Below are 16,413 nucleotides of genomic sequence, written 5' to 3' on the forward strand. Positions count from 1 at the left end.
GTTGACGACGGCTTTGAACTGGGCCAATCGATGGCCATCATCGATTACCTGGACGCCAAGTATCCCGAGCCGCGCCTGATTCCCCAAGACCTGCAGGCGCGTGCGCGTGTGCTCGAGATCTCCAACCTGATTTCCTGCGACATGCACCCGCTGAACAACAAGAGAGTGCTCTTGTATCTGACGCGGATGCTAAAGGCGGAAGAGGGTGGCAAGAACATCTGGTATCAACACTGGATAACCGAGGGCTTTCATTCGGTGGAGCAGTTGCTGGCACGGACGTATGCCGGCACGTTCTGCCATGGCGACCAGGTGTCGCTGGCCGATTGCTGTCTGGTGCCCCAGGTGGCCAATGCTTTACGCATGAACTGCAATCTGGAGAACTACCCCCGCATCAACGCTATTTACGCGTATTGCAATTCTCTGGACGCCTTTCGGCAAGCGATGCCCGAGGCGCAGCCTGATTATCAAGAATAGGGCATGGATGCCGGCCAACAGGCCGGCCCCGGAACGTGCTAGTTCACTTATTTATTATTTATGAACAGGCTCTTCTTCGAGCGCGCCGCTCTCTGCTATGCGCTGGTATGTGCGTTCCAGATGTTCATCGGTCAATGTACAAAGCAACTCATAGTTGCGACTAATCGCAGCCCGCTGCATTGCGACGTGCTCTAAATGTACGTCTCTTGATGGCGACGTCAGCGATAAGCAAATCTGGCGATAGCGTTTCAGGTAAAGATAGACGGTTTGTCTGAAGTGCAGAAGGAACGGAGCGTCGCATGCCGCCACCAAGGTTTCGTGAAATTCCTGGTTCAGTTGTTCCCAGCCGTCTATGGCTTCCAAGTCTCCTGCTTGAATGCGCTCGTGCTGTCGCCCGAGGCGATAGATGGATGAAACAACATTTGCCTCCCATTTCTCATCCCCGTTTTCCAACGACTGCCGTAAAGCTTCTTTTTCTAACAGCTTTCGCAAATTGGTCAGCTCACGCAGTTCTTTCAAGGATATGGGCGCCACGGCAAAGCCCCGACGGTCCATGCTGACGACCAGCCGTTCTGAGACGAGTCGTGATAGCGCTTCGCGTAGCGGTGTGGCGCCTATCCCGTAAATATTACGCAGCAACGCAATACGCAGCCGCGTACCAGGAGCGAACTTGCCCCCGATGATGTCTTCACGTATGTGCTGCCAAGCAATTGTGGCCAGATCCCCGTTTCCCTCCGGGGGGGCGGCACTCGCAAGCGCAGCGAGAGACTGTTGATATTCCGACATATTCCGCCTTAGCCAAATATTTTTATCGATAAAAAGCTTGACTACCTATAAAAACGTCCGTAGGATGATTATAACGCTTAATTTTATCGATAAAAATTAAAACGATCGATAACATTGAAATCTACATTAGGAGGCAGGGATGAAAGAAGACTTGGCTGAACAAGCGGACGCGCTGGAGACGCTGCATCAAGAACTCGAAGCAGCGTACATGGCGCCGACATGGAAATACATTTCATCTTTCATCAGCAAGACCCCTAAGGTGAATTACCGCCCATGGCTGTGGAAGTGGGACGATGTTATTCCACTTTTGATGCGCGCGGGACAACTCATCACGCCTGAGCGGGGAGCGGAAAGACGCTCCATGGAACATGTCAATCCGGATTTGCCGTTCTCGTACAGTGCCAGTCACACCATTGCGACGGCGTTTCAGTTGGTACGCGCGGGCGAACAGGCCCCCGCGCATCGACATGCCGCTGGGGCGATTCGCTTTGCGGCAAGGAGCCACGGCGGGGCGGTCTATACGAAAGTGCAGGGCGAGCGGCTCATGATGGAAGAAAACGATCTGCTCTTGACGCCCTCTGGCATGTGGCATGAGCATGCCAATGAAACCCCTCACGACATCGTCTGGCTGGATGTGCTGGATTTTCCGCTGGTCAACCTGCTTCAGGCCAGCATGTTCTGGCCGGGCGAGGGGCAGGTATGCCCGGATCGACCCGACGGCTGGTCCAATAACCGCCTGGGCCTGTTCCGGCCGCCCGCCGACACGCCCTATCCCGAAGCCCACCCGGTATTGCGCTACGCATGGACCGAGATGCGTGAGGCGCTGCATGCCAGTACCCATTCCGATGAGCGGCACGGCGTGCTGCTGGAATACGTCAATCCCATCAATTCGGGCCCGACGCTGCCTACCATCTCGTGCCGGGCGCAGCTGTTGCGTTCGCACACGCATACCCGCGCACTGCGGGCCACGGCCAGCACAGTGTATTTCGTCATCGGAGGCGAGGGTTCCACCATCATCAACGGTGTGGAGTTCCCCTGGCGCCGCGGCGATGTCTTCGTCGTGCCGCCCTGGTGCTGGCACGAGCACAGGTCGGCGGGTACGGACAGCTATTTGTTCAGCGCCTCCGACCAGCCTGTAATGCGCATTCTCGGCCTGTACTGTGAGGAAGCACTGGGCAGCGACGGCGGTCACCAAAAGGTCGAGTCCACTTTCCAGAGCTAATGCCCTGTGTGCCCATCCCATACGGTGAGCGCAATTTTCTTTATCGCCACGTCACCTTCAGGGGGTAAAACCTGCGGATCCAGCAAATCGTGGGCGCGGCGTGGTGCACTTTTTCCTGTCGAAATTTATTCATCGTCCATAAACCCAACGCCGGCAGGCGCCTCTGTCTTGTGGAGCGCCGGCGGCCCCCCCCCCTCCCTAGGAGACATCATGATGAAAACACGCTTGATTGCCGCACTGCTGGCCTCCTGCCTGTGCGTCGCGCCGGCTCTGGCCGCCGACAAGGTCAAAATCGGCTTCATTACAACCACTTCGGGCCCTAATGGCATCATTGGCAAGCATATGAAGGATGCGGCCGACCTCGCCCTGGAAAAGCTCGGAGGCAAATTGGGCGGCAGGGACGCCGAGATCATCTACGGCGACGACCAGTACAAGCCGGATGTTGGCCGACAACTGGCCGAGCAGATGCTCAAGCAGGATAAGGTGGATTTCGTGACGGGGGTGATCCTGTCCAGCACCTTGCTTGCCGTGTACCAGCCCGTGATCCGCGCGGGCAAGATACTGATTAGCGCCAATGCGGGTCCGAGCCAGATCGCCGGCAAAATGTGCGCTCCAAATTTCTTTACCACTTCGTGGCAAAACGATCAGACACCCGAGGCCATGGGCAAGTACATGAACGATCTGAAGATCGAGGACGTTTATGTCATGGCGCCTAACTATGCGGCGGGCAAGGACATGGTGGCGGGCTTCAAGCGCTACTTCAAGGGCCGCATTCTCAACGAGGTCTACACCACCTTCGGCCAAGCGGATTACCAGGCCGAGCTTAGCCAGCTCAAGGCAGCCAAGCCCAAGGCCGTGTTCGTATTTTATTCAGGCGGCATGGGCATACAGTTCTTCAAACAATACGCGCAGGCCGGCCTGCGCGATATCCCGCTGTACTCGGTGTTCGGTGCCGACGAAACTACACTGCCCGCCATCGGCGAGGCCGCCATTGGCAACTATGAAGCAGGCTTTTGGAACTACGACCTCGATATTCCGGCCAATCGCGAGTTTGTTGACGCCTTTCGCAATAAGTATGGCTACATCCCCTCGTACTATGCCGCGCAAAGCTATGACGCTATCAACCTCATCAATAGCGCGGTCGAGGCGGTGGGCGGGGACGTCGGCAAGACGGAAGACATGATAGCCGCCATGGAGAAGGCGGACTTCAAGTCTGTGCGCGGGCCGTTCCAGTACAACAAGAATCACTTTCCCATACAGAACTTCTATGTGTTCCAGATTACGAAGGACGAAAGCGGCAATCTGGTCCGTAAGACGGTGAAGACCGTATTCGAGCACCACAAAGACAACTACTACAACGATTGCTCGATGCAATAAACACAGTACGCACGGACCTACACCATGGATACAGGAAGTCTTTTATTCGTACAGCTACTCAACGGCCTGCAGTATGGCGTCATGCTATTCCTCATGGCGGCGGGACTGACATTGGTCTTCGGCATCATGAACCTGATCAACCTGGCGCACGGTTCGCTCTACATGATAGGGGCCTATGTATTCGCCTGGAGCATGGCATCAACAGGCTCTCTCCTGCTATCCGTCGCCCTTGCGCTGTTGGGTGTATTTGTGATCGGCCTGCTCATCGAGGTCGTCATTTTCAGGGTATTGGCGCAGCGTGACCATCTGGACCAGGTGCTGGCCACCTTCGGGCTGATCCTGCTGTTCAACGAAGGCTGCCGCATGGTATGGGGACGCTCCGCCCTCAACGTGCAACTGCCGCCGTGGCTGGCAGGCCAAGTGCACCTGCTGGATGGCATCACCTACCCGACCTACCGGCTCGTCATCATCTTTGTGGGCCTGCTGGTCGCCTTGCTGCTGCACTTGATCATCAGCCGAACCCGCCTGGGCATGCTGATCCGCGCGGGTGCCAGCAACCGGGTCATGGTCAATGCCCTGGGCGTCAACATCAAGCTGCTCTATACGCTTGTCTTTGGCCTGGGCGCCGTGCTGGCGGGCCTATCAGGCGTCATGGCGGGCCCCATCTTCGCGGTGGAATCGGGCATGGGAGACAACTTTCTCATCCTGGTTCTGGTGGTCATCGTGATCGGCGGCATAGGCTCCATCAAGGGTGCGTTCATTGCTTCTCTGGCGATAGGCGTGGTCGATACCCTGGGCCGTACCCTGCTCAAACCGGCGCTGGGCAGTCTGGTGTCGGACTCGGCCGCCAACAGTGCGGGGCCGGCCATCGCTTCCATGCTGATCTATCTTCTGATGGCGGCAATCCTGTTCGCCCGTCCGCAAGGTCTCTTCCCTCCGAAAGTCAGATAGCCAAATGAAAACCAAGACCATACTCATCGGAGCATTCCTGCTGGCAATGGCCGCCATGCCGCTGATCTCCCACGTGGCTGACCAGCCCTTTTATATCGACATCTTTACTCGCATCCTGATTTTTGCCGTCGCGGCGCTGAGTCTGGATCTCATTCTGGGCTACGGCGGCATGGTGAGCTTCGGGCATGCCGCGTACCTCGGGGTGGGTGCCTACACCATGGGCATACTTAGCTACCACGGCGTGGGGGACGGGTTCGTCCATTTCGGCGCGGCGATCCTGGTGTGCGCATTCATGGCTCTTTTTATCGGGCTGGTGTCCTTGCGCACGACCGGCATCCACTTCATCATGATCACGCTGGCGTTTGCGCAGATGGTGTACTTCCTGGCCATCAGTATCGACACCTATGGCGGTGACGACGGCATGAACATCTGGCAGTCCAGCCAGTTCTTCGGCGTGGCCGATTTCGGTCAGCCTTTGCAGCTTTACTATGCCTGCTTTGCCCTGTTGATATTCGTGCTCTGGCTGTTCAATCGGCTCGTCAAGTCCCGCTTTGGACGCGTGCTGCGCGGGGCCAAATCCAACGAGCGGCGCATGATCGCGCTGGGCTTCCCGGTCCTGCGCTACAAGCTTGCTTCGTTCGTGTTGGCAGGCATGCTATGCGGCATGGCCGGTGCACTATTGGCCAACCAGTTGCTCTTCGTCTCGCCAGCCACCATGCACTGGACACGCTCTGGCGAGATCATGATCATGGTCATCCTCGGCGGCATGGGCACACTGTTCGGCCCCGTTATCGGAGCTACTGCCTATCTGCTCCTGGAGCATTTCTTGTCCGGCCTGACCGAGCACTGGCAGGCGGTCATGGGGATCATGCTGATTTTGATCATCCTTTTTGCCAAGCGAGGCATATTCGGCCTGTTCGAGAAGAGTCCGCCCAAGCGCCGTAAACGATGGCGCTCCGGCCCTCTTCAGACGCTGCTGCAACGCGATACGAAATTGAGGGTGGCGAAAAATGTCTGATCGCTACAGTGTTGACCCCAGCGAATTGCTGCAGACTCGAGCATTAAGCAAGAACTATGGCGGCGTGGTAGTGACGGACAGCGTCGACCTGAACATTGTCGACGGAGAGCTGCACGCAATCATTGGTCCGAACGGGGCCGGCAAGACTACGCTTATATCGCAGCTGTCCGGCGAGATACGCCCAAATTCGGGGCGCATACTATTCGGCGGGCGCGACATCACTACGTTATCCACTTGGCGGCGTGCCCTGGCGGGGCTGGCACGCACCTTCCAGATCACCAGCGTTTTTCCTGATTTCACAACGTTGGACAACGTGGCGCTGGCGGTGCAAGCCCACGCCGGCCACAGCTTTGGCTTCCTGGCCGACGCCGGGCGGGACGCCAGCCTGAACGGGCCTGCCGCGCAGGCTCTGGAGCAGGTCGGGCTGGGATCCAAGCGCAATGCGCTTGTCTCCACACTGGCGCATGGCGAAAAGCGTGCGCTGGAACTAGCCATGGCGCTAGCCACGCAGCCGCGCCTGCTACTGCTGGATGAACCCATGGCGGGCATGGGCCCGGAGGACTCACTGCGGATGATCAGCCACCTGCTGGCGCTCAAGGGCCGGCTGGCCATCGTGTTGGTGGAGCACGACATGGATGCCGTTTTTGCGCTGGCGGACCGCATTACGGTACTGGTGCGCGGCCGCATCATCGCCACGGGGACACCCGACGAAATCCGCGCCCACCCCGAGGTGCGAAAGGCCTATCTGGGCACTGAGGAGGCCAGCGCATGTTGAAAGTCACCGATCTTCAAGCGGGCTACGAAGACAGCCAGGTGCTGTTTGGCATGGACCTGGCCGTAGGCAAGGGCGAGGTCCTCAGCCTGCTGGGCCGCAATGGCATGGGCAAGACCACTACCATTTCGTCCATCATGGGTATCATCGATCTGGACGATGGCGATATACAACTCGAAGGCCGATCGCTACGAGGCTGCTCGCCCTACGAAATTGCACGCCTGGGCCTGGGCCTGGTGCCGGAGGGCCGTCAGATATTCCCAAATCTGACCGTGCGCGAGAATCTGATCGCCACCGCTTCCAATCGTGGCCAGAGCGCACCGCGCTGGACTGTCGATACCGTGCTCGAACTCTTTCCCATGCTGCGGCCATTGCAGGACCGCATGGGCGTACTGCTATCGGGTGGTGAGCAGCAGATGCTTGCCATAGGCCGCGCCCTCATGACCAACCCTTCTCTGCTGATCCTGGACGAGGCCACCGAGGGCCTCGCGCCGCTGGTGCGGGACGGGATCTGGCAGGTGCTGCACGCACTGCGCGACGCCGGACTGTCGATACTGATCATCGACAAGAACGTGGATGCGCTGGCCCGGCTGGCCGACCGCCATTACATCATCGAGAAGGGACGCATCATGTGGAGTGGCTCTTCTGCCGAACTGCTCGCTGACGAAGAGCTGCGGCACCGCTTTCTGGGAGTCTGATCGCCATGCAATACACCGAATCTGAAATGGAGCAGCAGTACCGACTGGACCACTTGCAGCCCCAGAGAGATTTCCTGCCGCGCTGGGCTCGGCAAAGCGAACTCGTACGCCAGTCCTTGGATTGCCAGACGGACCTTGCATATGGCCCCGGGCCGCGCGAACGGATGGATTTCTTTCCCGCCGCCCACGCGGCACAGGCGCCTTGCCTGGTGTTCGTACATGGCGGTTTTTGGCAAAAGGGTGACAAGTCCATCTACAGCTTTCTGGCTCCTTCGTTTGTCGATCAGGGCATTTCCTTCCTGGCGATTAGCTATGACTTGTGCCCCTCCGTCCGCATTGCCGCCATCGTGGCCCAAGTCCGGCGTGCGGCGGACTGGCTTTGGAGCAATGGTGCGCAGCTGGGCCTGGACCCGGGCCAACTGCATATCGCCGGCCACTCCGCAGGCGCGCACCTCAGTGCCATGATGACCTCGAACGCCTGGCCTGGCGCCGTCGCGCCTGCAGATCTGTTCAAGAGTGCCACGCTGATCTCGGGCATTTTCGACCTGGGCCCGCTGCAGCACACTGAGCAGCGCACGCCTTTGCAACTGGATGAGGCCACCATGATCAGCCAGAGCCCCATTCATCTTCAGCCCGCCGGGAGTACAGACCGGCTCGTCGCGTATGGTGCCCTGGAGTCGAACGAGTTCCAGAGCCAGTCCCTGCGCTACGCTGAAGCCCTGGCGCAGGGGGCGGGGCGGCTGGAGCATTACGCAATACCTGGCAGCCATCACTTCGACGTCGTCGATGTATTGGCCGATCCGGACAGTGAGCTGTGTGGCCGGGTGATGCGACTCATCAAGCGCAACGTCTGAGAGGCGATCATGTCCAGTGCCGAGCTTTCGCAAACGCTGTGCGTGGATGGACGTCGCTTGTGGCAAAGCCTGGAGCAGATGGGCGAGCTGGGGGCCACACCTACCGGCGGTGTCCGCCGCCTGGCACTGAGTCGGGAAGACAAGTTGGCGCGGGATATGTTCGTCTCGTTGTGCCGTGCGTCGGGCTACGCTGTGCGTATCGACGCTCTGGGTAATATCTATGCGCGCAGGCCAGGCCGGGACGAGAGCCTGGCGCCTGTGACGACCGGCAGTCACCTGGACTCCCAGCCGGTGGCTGGCAAGTATGATGGCCCATACGGCGTGTTGGCCGGCCTGGAGGCGCTGCGCAGCCTGGACCAGCATGGCGTCAGCACACGTCGGCCCATCGAACTGATCGTGTGGACCAATGAGGAGGGTGCGCGTTTTCAGCCGGTGTGCATGAGTTCGGCCGCAGTTGCCGGAGTGTTTCCAGTGCAGCAGGCCCTTGACGCGCAGGATGCCGATGGTGTGTGCGTAGGCGACGCGTTGCAGACCATAGGATATGCAGGTCCGCACGACCCGGTGTGCCCTGCCATGCATTGCTATATAGAAGCCCACATCGAGCAGGGGCCTGTGCTGGAACGTGAGGGCCTGAGTATAGGCGCTGTCGAGGGAGTAATCGGCATCGAGTCCTACGAGGTTACCTTGACGGGCCAGGCCGCCCACATTGGCACCACACCCATGTCATACCGGCGTGACGCCCTGGCGGGCGCTGCGCGCATCATCCATGCGGTGCGCCAGCTTGGCCAGGCGTATGAGCCGGCTGGGCGCGCTTCATGCTCCAGCATCCAGGTACTGCCCAACGTGCGAAGCGTCATCGCACAGCAGGCCAAGCTTACTGCCGATTGTCGCCACGAGAACAATGCGCAATTGCAGGCAATGCATGGCCAACTGCGCGAGCTGTTCACTCGCATCGCCGAGGAAGAGGGACTGGCCCTGCAGCTGGATCACATCTGGACCGTGCCCCCCACCCATTTCGCGCCGCGTTGCGTGGAGGCCGTGCGTGCCGCTTCAGCGAAATGGGGCTACGGTGTTCGTAAGATGTACAGCGGCGCGGCGCACGACGCCATGCACATCGCCCGTATCGCCCCCACCGGCATGATCTTTATTCCGTGCAAAGACGGCGTCAGCCATAACGAGGCCGAACTGATTACCCCTGAAGATGCCGCGGCGGGTGCCAATGTACTGTTGCATACGCTAGTAGCGCTTGCCAATGGCGATTGAGGAAAGCGGACTCAACAGGGGTACTTCGTTGCCGTCCACGCCCGCAGTTCGTCTTCTTCCAGCCCATACAGCCAGGCCAGGCGCGGTACGGTCAGAAGGGCGTCGGGGGCGCCGGTGGCGTGCAGCGTGCCGTCGCGAAACAGCGCAACGCGGTCGGCCAGGCGGGCCGCGTGCTCGGGCTGGTGGGTGCAAAGCAAGATGGCCAGCCCTTCGTGCTTGAGGCGGCGTATTTTCTCGAGCACACGCAACTGGTTTCCGAAGTCGAGGCTGGCGGTGGGTTCGTCCATGACGAGTATGGCGGGCTGCTGGGCCAGGGCGCGGGCGATCAGGGCCAGCTGGCGCTCGCCGCCGCTGATGTGCGTGAAGGGTTCCTGCGCCAGTGCGCCGATGCCCAGGGTGTCCAGGCTTTCGCGGGCGATGCGGCGGTCTTCGGCGCCCGGGACGGCATAACGCGGCATATGCGAAGTGCGGCCCATCAGCACGATTTCTTCCACGGTAAATGGAAACTCGCCGCTATGCGCCTGGGGCACATAGCCCAGGCGGCGCGCCAGCCCGCGGCGCGGCCATTCGGCCAGGGGACGGCCCAGTACGTGCAGCTGCCCCCCCTGGGCCGGCAGCAGGCCCAGCAGGGTCTTGAGCAGGGTGCTCTTGCCGCTGCCATTGGGGCCCAGCAGGCAAAGAATCTCGCCTTCGGCAAGCTGCAGCGTAATGTCGCGTCCGACCTGCTTTCGGCCATAGCCTATGTCCAGGCCCTGGGTCGCAATGGCGCAGGAGGAATCGCTCATGCGGGCGGCAGCGGCGGCGAAAGAGGCCTGGCTCATGACAGCTGGTCTTGCTTCATGCCGTTGATGCCGTCAAGGAAGATGCGCACGATCATGCCCGCCAGCTCGCTGGCGTTGATGGAGCCCGAAGGCCGGTACCAGACATGGATCCAGTTGGTCATGCCGAAATACAGCATGGCCATGGCAGTGAGTTTCTTGCGCGTGATCTCCACGTCGGGGCGCAAGGCCTGCACCAGCAGGACCATGCGGTTGATGATGCGGTGCTGGATCTGGGAGATGGAGCTTTTTGCCGCCGCATTCAGATGCCGCGGCATGGTAAGCAGCACCGTGATTTCTTCAGGGACGCGCAGGTATTCGTTGACCAGGGTGGCCGTCATGGCGTGGAACTGTTCTTCGGGCGTGCCGGCCGCCTCGACGGCCGCGTCCACCTTCCAGGCCAGGTCTTCGATCTTCCATTTGATCAGGCCATACAGAATGGCGTGCTTGGAACGGTGGTAGTGATACAGCGACGATTTGCCGATGCCGCATTGTTCGGCGATGTCGTCGAGCAGGGTTTCGTTATAGCCCTTCTTGGCGAACATGACGGCCGCCGCCCGCAAGATATCCTGCTTGCGGACCTCGTAGTCAAGGGCCTTGGGTCGCGCCACCTCAGCTGCCTTTTGCCGCGTTGCGCTCGGCCTTGATGCGGCGCGAGGCTTCGCGCCTGTCGGCCTCGGCCTGTATTACGCTTGGGCGCTCGGACAGGCGCTGCAGGTAGCCTGAAAGCTCAGGGGCATGGTCTTGCACGAAGGTCTTGTGCCCGGCAAGGGCCAGGGCCCACTGGATGGTGCTTAGGTGAACCCAGGCGGCGCTGTCGGCATGGCTGAAGCTTTCGCCGCAAAGCCAGGGGTCCAGGCCGGTGCGCAGCAAAAGAAGGCGAAAGCCTTTTTCAAGCTCTTGCAGCGTGCGTTCAAGCTGCCCGGCGGGCATCTCTTTGCCCCAGAACACCGATTGATAAACCGGCCGCATCGGCGCGTCGAGATACAGCTCCAGATACAGGATGAGCTCGCGGCACCGCGCACGCTGCAGCGGTTCGGAAGGAAACAGCGTGGGCGAGCCGGCAGCGCGGATGTCTTCGAGATACTCGACGATGGCCTGCGATTCATATACGTGGCCGTCGCCGTGGCGCAAGAAAGGTATCTTGCCGCTGGGGCTGCCTGAATCGGGCCATTGTCCGGCGCCCGGCATGACTTCGATTTCTTCGAAAGGCAGGCCAAGTTCTATCAGGGCGATCTTCACCTTGTTGTAGTAGGTGCTGATGGGCGAACCATACAGTTGCAGCAAAGCGGGCATTGGCGGGGCCTCTACGTGGAACCAAACAGTATTTCAACTGCAAGAACATTTATTCGGACGCGCACCGGCTCAAGCCCCCGAATCGAATACAAGGCAATCGTCGCCGTCCGCATCCGCGCAGTATAGACGCTGCACGGCCTGGTCGCGCAGGGCGAGTACGCCCCGCTGGTTGATGTGCCCCTTGTCGGTGATCTCGCCGGCATCGATGCTGGGCGGGCTTTCAAGCAGCAGGGCGCGCGCGATGCGGGTGCTGCTGCCGGGGAAGCGCGCGTTGTACTCGCGTATGCCCTGTGCAAGCAGGTCTTTCAGGGGGCCGTGGCGGGCGATGGCCTCGTCCGACAGCTCAGCGCATTCTGAAAACTGCTTGCGTACGCGGTTGAAGTCGATGAACAGCAGGGCCCCCAGCGCATGCTGGTTGGGCGCGGCCAGCACGATGTCGGCGACGCAGGGACGCAGGTATTCAAGCAGCTCGCCGCGCACTATCGCCACATGTACCCAGGTGCCTGTCGAAAGCTTGAAGTTCTCGGCCAGGCGGCCGGCATAGACCAGGCCGTGCTCGGGTGTGCCGGGGGTGGCCCAGGCGACCGCATCGCCTGTTTTCAGGAAACCTTCTTCATCGAAGGCGGCCTGGCAGGCCTGGGGGTCAAGGTAATAGCCGGGGGTGATGATCTCGCCGCGAAAGCGCACTTCATAGCGCTCGCCGTCGGGCACGAGCTTGGCTTCCACGCCGGGCGCGGGCAGGCCAAGGGTGCCCAGGGTTTCCGGAGGCCACCAGCCCATCGTGGCCGGCATTGTGGTTTCGGTCGACCCCAGCGATGAAGTGATGGGTATGCGCCGCCCCGTCGCCATGGCGCTGAAATGCTCGAGCTTGTGAAGCGTGGCCGACGAAAGCGCGGCGCCGCCGTAGATGATGACCTCGAGGTTGGGAAACAGGTCGTCGGCGATGCTCGGGTCGGCCTCCATGCTGGCCACCAGCATGTCGAGCCCGCGCGGGACATTGACCATGACATTGGGCCGCAGCTCGCGCAGATGGGCGATGCTGCGGCCGATGAGCTGGGGCACAGGCTTGCCGTCGTCTATATAGAGCGTGCCGCCGTGCCGCAGGGCCATGCTGAAGGTGCCGTGGGTGCCGGCCGTGTGGTTCCACGGAAGCCAGTCGAGCAGCACCGGCGGCCGGTCGTTCAGGAACGGCCATACCTGGTCCCACAGCACGCCCGATGCAATGGTATTGCGATGGGTCATGATGACGGCCTTGGGGTCGCCCGTGGACCCGGACGTAAGCAGCAGCCGGGCGGTGTCGTCCAGGCCGATGCGCTCGTAGCGCCGCTCGAGTTCGGCCGTGGGCGCGGTTTCAAATGCGTCCTGAAGCAGCGCATCGATAAGGCCGTCTTCGGGCTTGTCCGACACGAGCAGGGCCTCGCCCAGGCTCTTGGCCAGGCGCAGCGCATTGCCGTAGCGGACCGGATCCGATGCATAGATGAGCGAGGGCTGGAACCTGCGCACAAGGCTGCCGACCTTGGAGCAGGTGCGCGACATCAGGCTGTAGGCGGCCGAAATCGGCATGACCGGAATACCGATCTGTATGGCGGCCAGCTGCAGCAGGGCGTGGTGGATGCTGTTTTCGCTAAGCACCATGATCGGCCGGTCGTCGGGCAGCTTGCGGTCGAGCAGCCACTGCGACAAGCCGTCGACGCGGCGGCGCGCCTGCGCATAGCCCAGGCGGGTCCAGCCGCCTTGGGGGTCTGGTTCGGCCAGGAATGTCTGCTCGGGTTTTTGCCGGGCATGGCGCCGCAGGTAATCGCCGATCTGGCGCACCGGCAGCTCGCCCAGCGGCTGGCGGTTGGTGACCATGACGACGCCGTCGTCGCGTTGCCGCACGTCGATCTCGACGGGCGCGAATCGCACGGCCCGGAATGGGGCGGTAGAGCGCTGTGTGGCAAGATCGGCGGGCTCTGGGCGAAGGGTTGTGCTCATGTGGGAATCGGGTGCGTAAGAAATTCGTGGGTCAGGCAAAGTCCAGAACGATTTTCGTGCCCCGGGGAGCTGTTGAGAACAGCTTCCAGGCCTGCATGAAATCGTTGGCGCAAACAAGTTCCTGGGGCGAGGGCGCAAGCACCCCCGCGCCCATCAGGTTCAGCATGGCTTCCAGTTGCTGGGTAAAGGCGTCGGTTTCCTGTAGCAGCAGGCCACCGCAATACACCCCCAGGATGCCGCAGCCCTTGAGCAGCAGCAGGTTGGTGGGTATATGGGGAATATCGCCGGCGGCAAAGCCCACCACCAGCAGCCGGCCGCGCCAGGCCAGGTTGCGCACGGCGGCCTCGGTGAACTGGTCGCCGATGGGGTCGACCACGATGTCGGCGCCGCGGCTTCCCAGCAGCTGGCGCAGGCCCTGCTTCAGTTCCCCCAAGGGAACGCTTTGGCTCTGGCCGCCGCCCTCGTGGGCCAGAAGAAAGGTATCGCCGCTGCCGCGGACCACGGTATATACCTGGGCGCCGGCGTGACGCGCGATTTGGACGCAGGCCTTGCCGACGGCCCCATTGGCGCCCAGCACCAGCACACGTTCGCCGGCCTGCAGCCGGGCGCGGTCGAGCAGGCCGTGATAGGCGGTGAGATGGGAATTGATCGAACCCACGGCATCGGCCAGGGCCACGTTGGCGGGCACCGGCACCAGGCGGTGCTGCGGGGCGGCCAGGCGGGTGGACCACGCGCCCACCACACCGCTGGAGACGACTTTGTCGCCCGGCCGGAAACGGCTTACGTTCGAGCCGATGGAACGCACCACGCCGGCGGCGTCCAGGCCGGGCACGAAAGGCGTTTGCGGCCGCTCTTGATAGCGTCCCTGCACCAGCAGGTGGTCTGTGAAATTGAACGCTGCGCAATGGACGTCGATCAGGACTTCATCGGGCCCGGGCGACGGGGGCGGCCGCAGGGCCTGGCGCATGATGTCGGGTGGATCGCCGTATTCGCGGCAGACGAGGGCGTAAGCCTCTGCGTCGCGGACGGAGGATGCTGTGGTGTTCATTTGTTGCCGAGGAAGGCGCCATGGCCGCCAGGGCCATGGCTTTGTGCAGGAGGAAAGGCGGGCTACTGGATCAGCTGCCAGGCGCCGTCCTTGATGGTAAGCAGCTCGACGCCGCGCTCGTCGAAGCCGCTGTGGTCTTCGGGGGTCATGTTGTAGATGCCCTGGGTGCCGGGCAGGTCCTTGACCTTCTCGAGTGCGTCGCGCAGGGCGACCCGGAACTCTTCAGTGCCGGGCTTGGCGCTTTTGAGGGCTTCGGGGATGGCCTGTTGAAGCAGCAGGCCGGCGTCGTACATATTGCCGCCGAAGGTGGCCGGCTCGCTGCCGTGCATGGCCTTGTAGGCGTTGATGTACTCGAGCGCGACTTTCTTGGCGGGGTTGCTGTCGGGAGCCTGGTCGGGCACGAGCATGACGCTGCCGGCCACGATGGTGTCCTCGACCTTCTTGCCGCCCAGCTTCAGGAACTCGTTCAGGGCCGCGCCGTGCGTCTGGTAGAAAGTGCCCTTGTAGTTCATGTCTTTAAGGGTGGCCTCGGGCAGCACCGAGGGGCCTCCGGGGGCGGCGATGAGGACGGCATCGGGCTTGGCGGCGAGCACGCGCAGGGCCTGGCCGGTAACCGAGGTGTCGGGCCGCTTGAAGCGCTCGTTGGCCACGATTTCTATGCCCGTGCCCTTGAGCTTGTCTTGCATCACCCCGTACCAGGTTTCGCCGAAGGTGTCGCCGGTGCCGATGAAGCCCAACGTCTTGACCCCGTGCTTGACCATGTGGCCGACGAGCTTGTCGGCTACCAGGCCGTCGTTCTGGGTGGTCTTGAACACCCATTTGCGCTTGTCGTCCATGGGCAGCACGATGGCGATGGTGCCTACCGGGGCCAGCAGCGGCATCTTGGCCTCGGCCACGAAATCGAGCGCCGCCATGGCGTTGGGCGAGCTCGAGGGCCCGATGATGGCGTCGACCTTGTCCTCGGTGATGAGCTTCTTCACCAGGGTGACGGTTTGCGATGGGTCGCTGCCGTCGTCGTAGGCGATGTATTGCACCGGCTGCCCGCCGATTTCCTTGGGCAGCAGCGGGACGGTGTTCTTTTGCGGGATGCCGATCAGCGCCACAGGGCCTGTATTGGACGAAATGATGCCGATCTTGATTTGGGCCTGGGCGGCCGCCGATGTTGCGGCAAGGGCGATGCTTGCGGCCAGGGTCGACAACAGTTTTCGGTAGTTCATGCTTGTCTCCGATTTTTATACTGAAATGAAGGAACTGCGATCAAGTACTGCGTACAGCCGTGTTCTGGTGATCGGCATCGCAGGCCATGGCGGTGGCGTAGCCGCCCCGCCAATAGACCAGCGGCCGGCCGTCACGATGTTCGAACTGCTTGACCGTACCTAGGACGATATCATGGTCGCCCGCCGTAATCATCGAGTGCGTTTCGCATTCGAAGGTCGCCAGCGTGTCGCCGATGACGGGCAGACCCGATGAAGATGCATGATACGGCACGCCGGCGAAACGGTGTTCGATCGGTCCGGTCATTTTCTGGGCGATGTCCCGCTGGTGCGTGGCCAGGACGTTGACGACGAAACGGCCGGCCCGGGCGATGGTGGCATGGGCGGTCGAGCCGCGGATCACGTTCCAGCTGATCATGGGTGGAGCCATCGATACGCTGGCGAAAGAGTTGACGGTCAGGCCATAGGGCCGGCCGTCGTCGTCAAGCGTGGTGATGACGGCGATGCCCGTCGCGAAGCGGCCAAAGGCATGGCGCAGTTCGGGCTTGGGCTGTGCCTTGGGCGCGGCAATGGGCCGGGGCATGGCGGTTTGGGCTTGCAGCATGATGGTCGTCTCTCGCCGGAGCGAGTCTCCTTGCAATGAGTTGC

Annotated in this window: 17 protein-coding genes; 9 read left to right on the top strand and 8 right to left on the bottom strand. The window is 61.5% G+C overall.

The window, feature by feature from the left end; translation table 11 throughout:
• The coding region (gene maiA, locus C7440_RS19350; RefSeq protein ID WP_116519632.1) for a maleylacetoacetate isomerase at positions 1 to 474 on the top strand (474 nt) is incomplete at its 5' end.
• Between the two features lie 54 nt (positions 475 to 528).
• Here the strand turns inward: maiA and C7440_RS19355 are convergent.
• Positions 529 to 1,260 carry a GntR family transcriptional regulator gene (locus C7440_RS19355; RefSeq protein ID WP_116519633.1) on the bottom strand — a complete coding sequence of 244 codons (732 nt, stop codon included), beginning with the start codon at positions 1,258 to 1,260 and terminating at the stop codon, positions 529 to 531.
• A 139-nt stretch (positions 1,261 to 1,399) separates the two neighbouring features.
• Here C7440_RS19355 and mabB point away from each other — a divergent pair, with 139 nt between their 5' ends.
• From mabB to C7440_RS19395, 8 genes are all read left to right on the top strand, one after another.
• Positions 1,400 to 2,482, top strand: coding sequence for a 5-aminosalicylate 1,2-dioxygenase (gene mabB, locus C7440_RS19360; RefSeq protein ID WP_116519634.1), 1,083 nt, complete (start codon positions 1,400 to 1,402; stop codon positions 2,480 to 2,482).
• Between the two features lie 210 nt (positions 2,483 to 2,692).
• The gene (locus C7440_RS19365; RefSeq protein WP_207775439.1) at positions 2,693 to 3,859 is read left to right on the top strand and encodes an ABC transporter substrate-binding protein; all 1,167 of its coding nucleotides are present in this window, start codon (positions 2,693 to 2,695) and stop codon (positions 3,857 to 3,859) included.
• Positions 3,860 to 3,883: 24 nt separating this feature from the next.
• A complete protein-coding gene (locus C7440_RS19370) occupies positions 3,884 to 4,810 on the top strand; it encodes a branched-chain amino acid ABC transporter permease (RefSeq protein WP_116519636.1) in 927 nt (308 codons plus the stop codon).
• Between the two features lie 4 nt (positions 4,811 to 4,814).
• Positions 4,815 to 5,828 carry a branched-chain amino acid ABC transporter permease gene (locus C7440_RS19375; RefSeq protein WP_116519637.1) on the top strand — a complete coding sequence of 338 codons (1,014 nt, stop codon included), beginning with the start codon at positions 4,815 to 4,817 and terminating at the stop codon, positions 5,826 to 5,828.
• The gene (locus C7440_RS19380) at positions 5,821 to 6,603 is read left to right on the top strand and encodes an ABC transporter ATP-binding protein (protein WP_116519638.1); all 783 of its coding nucleotides are present in this window, start codon (positions 5,821 to 5,823) and stop codon (positions 6,601 to 6,603) included. The genes C7440_RS19375 and C7440_RS19380 overlap by 8 nt, the downstream gene beginning before the upstream one ends.
• Positions 6,597 to 7,298, top strand: coding sequence for an ABC transporter ATP-binding protein (locus tag C7440_RS19385; protein ID WP_116519639.1), 702 nt, complete (start codon positions 6,597 to 6,599; stop codon positions 7,296 to 7,298). Before C7440_RS19380 ends, C7440_RS19385 begins: the two co-directional genes overlap by 7 nt.
• Before the next feature lie 5 nt (positions 7,299 to 7,303).
• On the top strand, positions 7,304 to 8,152 hold the full coding sequence (locus tag C7440_RS19390; RefSeq protein ID WP_116519640.1) for an alpha/beta hydrolase: 849 nt from the start codon (positions 7,304 to 7,306) through the stop codon (positions 8,150 to 8,152).
• 9 nt (positions 8,153 to 8,161) lie between these two features.
• Positions 8,162 to 9,415 (top strand): M20 family metallo-hydrolase, encoded by a 1,254-nt coding sequence (locus tag C7440_RS19395; RefSeq protein ID WP_116519641.1) that lies wholly within the window; start codon positions 8,162 to 8,164, stop codon positions 9,413 to 9,415.
• Positions 9,416 to 9,426: 11 nt separating this feature from the next.
• Here the strand turns inward: C7440_RS19395 and C7440_RS19400 are convergent, their stop codons facing one another.
• From C7440_RS19400 to C7440_RS19430, 7 genes are all read right to left on the bottom strand, one after another.
• Entirely contained in the window at positions 9,427 to 10,236 is an 810-nt protein-coding gene (locus C7440_RS19400) for an ABC transporter ATP-binding protein (protein ID WP_116519642.1), read from the bottom strand.
• Positions 10,233 to 10,844, bottom strand: a complete 612-nt coding sequence (locus C7440_RS19405; protein WP_017524591.1) for a TetR/AcrR family transcriptional regulator — start codon at positions 10,842 to 10,844, stop codon at positions 10,233 to 10,235. Before C7440_RS19405 ends, C7440_RS19400 begins: the two co-directional genes overlap by 4 nt.
• 1 nt (position 10,845) lies before the next feature.
• A complete protein-coding gene (locus C7440_RS19410) occupies positions 10,846 to 11,529 on the bottom strand; it encodes a glutathione S-transferase family protein (RefSeq protein WP_116519643.1) in 684 nt (227 codons plus the stop codon).
• A gap of 69 nt (positions 11,530 to 11,598) precedes the next feature.
• Positions 11,599 to 13,503, bottom strand: a complete 1,905-nt coding sequence (locus C7440_RS19415) for an AMP-binding protein (protein WP_083851286.1) — start codon at positions 13,501 to 13,503, stop codon at positions 11,599 to 11,601.
• A gap of 31 nt (positions 13,504 to 13,534) precedes the next feature.
• The gene (locus C7440_RS19420) at positions 13,535 to 14,551 is read right to left on the bottom strand and encodes an NADPH:quinone oxidoreductase family protein (RefSeq protein WP_017524588.1); all 1,017 of its coding nucleotides are present in this window, start codon (positions 14,549 to 14,551) and stop codon (positions 13,535 to 13,537) included.
• Between the two features lie 62 nt (positions 14,552 to 14,613).
• Positions 14,614 to 15,768 carry an ABC transporter substrate-binding protein gene (locus C7440_RS19425; RefSeq protein WP_017524587.1) on the bottom strand — a complete coding sequence of 385 codons (1,155 nt, stop codon included), beginning with the start codon at positions 15,766 to 15,768 and terminating at the stop codon, positions 14,614 to 14,616.
• A gap of 40 nt (positions 15,769 to 15,808) precedes the next feature.
• A complete protein-coding gene (locus C7440_RS19430; protein WP_017524586.1) occupies positions 15,809 to 16,369 on the bottom strand; it encodes a flavin reductase family protein in 561 nt (186 codons plus the stop codon).
• Between the last annotated feature and the right edge of the window lie 44 nt (positions 16,370 to 16,413).

Source organism: Pusillimonas noertemannii, from assembly GCF_003096595.1.
Classification (GTDB): Bacteria; Pseudomonadota; Gammaproteobacteria; order Burkholderiales; family Burkholderiaceae_B; genus Pusillimonas; species Pusillimonas noertemannii.

Coding starts and splice junctions, on each gene's coding strand:
- C7440_RS19390 (WP_116519640.1), top strand. CDS start 7,304: ATGCAATACACCGAATCTGAAATGGAGCAGCAGTACCGACTGGACCAC.
- C7440_RS19410 (WP_116519643.1), bottom strand. CDS start 11,529: ATGCCCGCTTTGCTGCAACTGTATGGTTCGCCCATCAGCACCTACTAC.
- C7440_RS19375 (WP_116519637.1), top strand. CDS start 4,815: ATGAAAACCAAGACCATACTCATCGGAGCATTCCTGCTGGCAATGGCC.
- C7440_RS19385 (WP_116519639.1), top strand. CDS start 6,597: ATGTTGAAAGTCACCGATCTTCAAGCGGGCTACGAAGACAGCCAGGTG.
- C7440_RS19380 (WP_116519638.1), top strand. CDS start 5,821: ATGTCTGATCGCTACAGTGTTGACCCCAGCGAATTGCTGCAGACTCGA.
- C7440_RS19355 (WP_116519633.1), bottom strand. CDS start 1,260: ATGTCGGAATATCAACAGTCTCTCGCTGCGCTTGCGAGTGCCGCCCCC.
- C7440_RS19425 (WP_017524587.1), bottom strand. CDS start 15,768: ATGAACTACCGAAAACTGTTGTCGACCCTGGCCGCAAGCATCGCCCTT.
- C7440_RS19365 (WP_207775439.1), top strand. CDS start 2,693: ATGATGAAAACACGCTTGATTGCCGCACTGCTGGCCTCCTGCCTGTGC.
- C7440_RS19430 (WP_017524586.1), bottom strand. CDS start 16,369: ATGCTGCAAGCCCAAACCGCCATGCCCCGGCCCATTGCCGCGCCCAAG.
- C7440_RS19370 (WP_116519636.1), top strand. CDS start 3,884: ATGGATACAGGAAGTCTTTTATTCGTACAGCTACTCAACGGCCTGCAG.
- C7440_RS19395 (WP_116519641.1), top strand. CDS start 8,162: ATGTCCAGTGCCGAGCTTTCGCAAACGCTGTGCGTGGATGGACGTCGC.
- mabB (WP_116519634.1), top strand. CDS start 1,400: ATGAAAGAAGACTTGGCTGAACAAGCGGACGCGCTGGAGACGCTGCAT.
- C7440_RS19420 (WP_017524588.1), bottom strand. CDS start 14,551: ATGAACACCACAGCATCCTCCGTCCGCGACGCAGAGGCTTACGCCCTC.
- C7440_RS19400 (WP_116519642.1), bottom strand. CDS start 10,236: ATGAGCCAGGCCTCTTTCGCCGCCGCTGCCGCCCGCATGAGCGATTCC.
- C7440_RS19415 (WP_083851286.1), bottom strand. CDS start 13,503: ATGAGCACAACCCTTCGCCCAGAGCCCGCCGATCTTGCCACACAGCGC.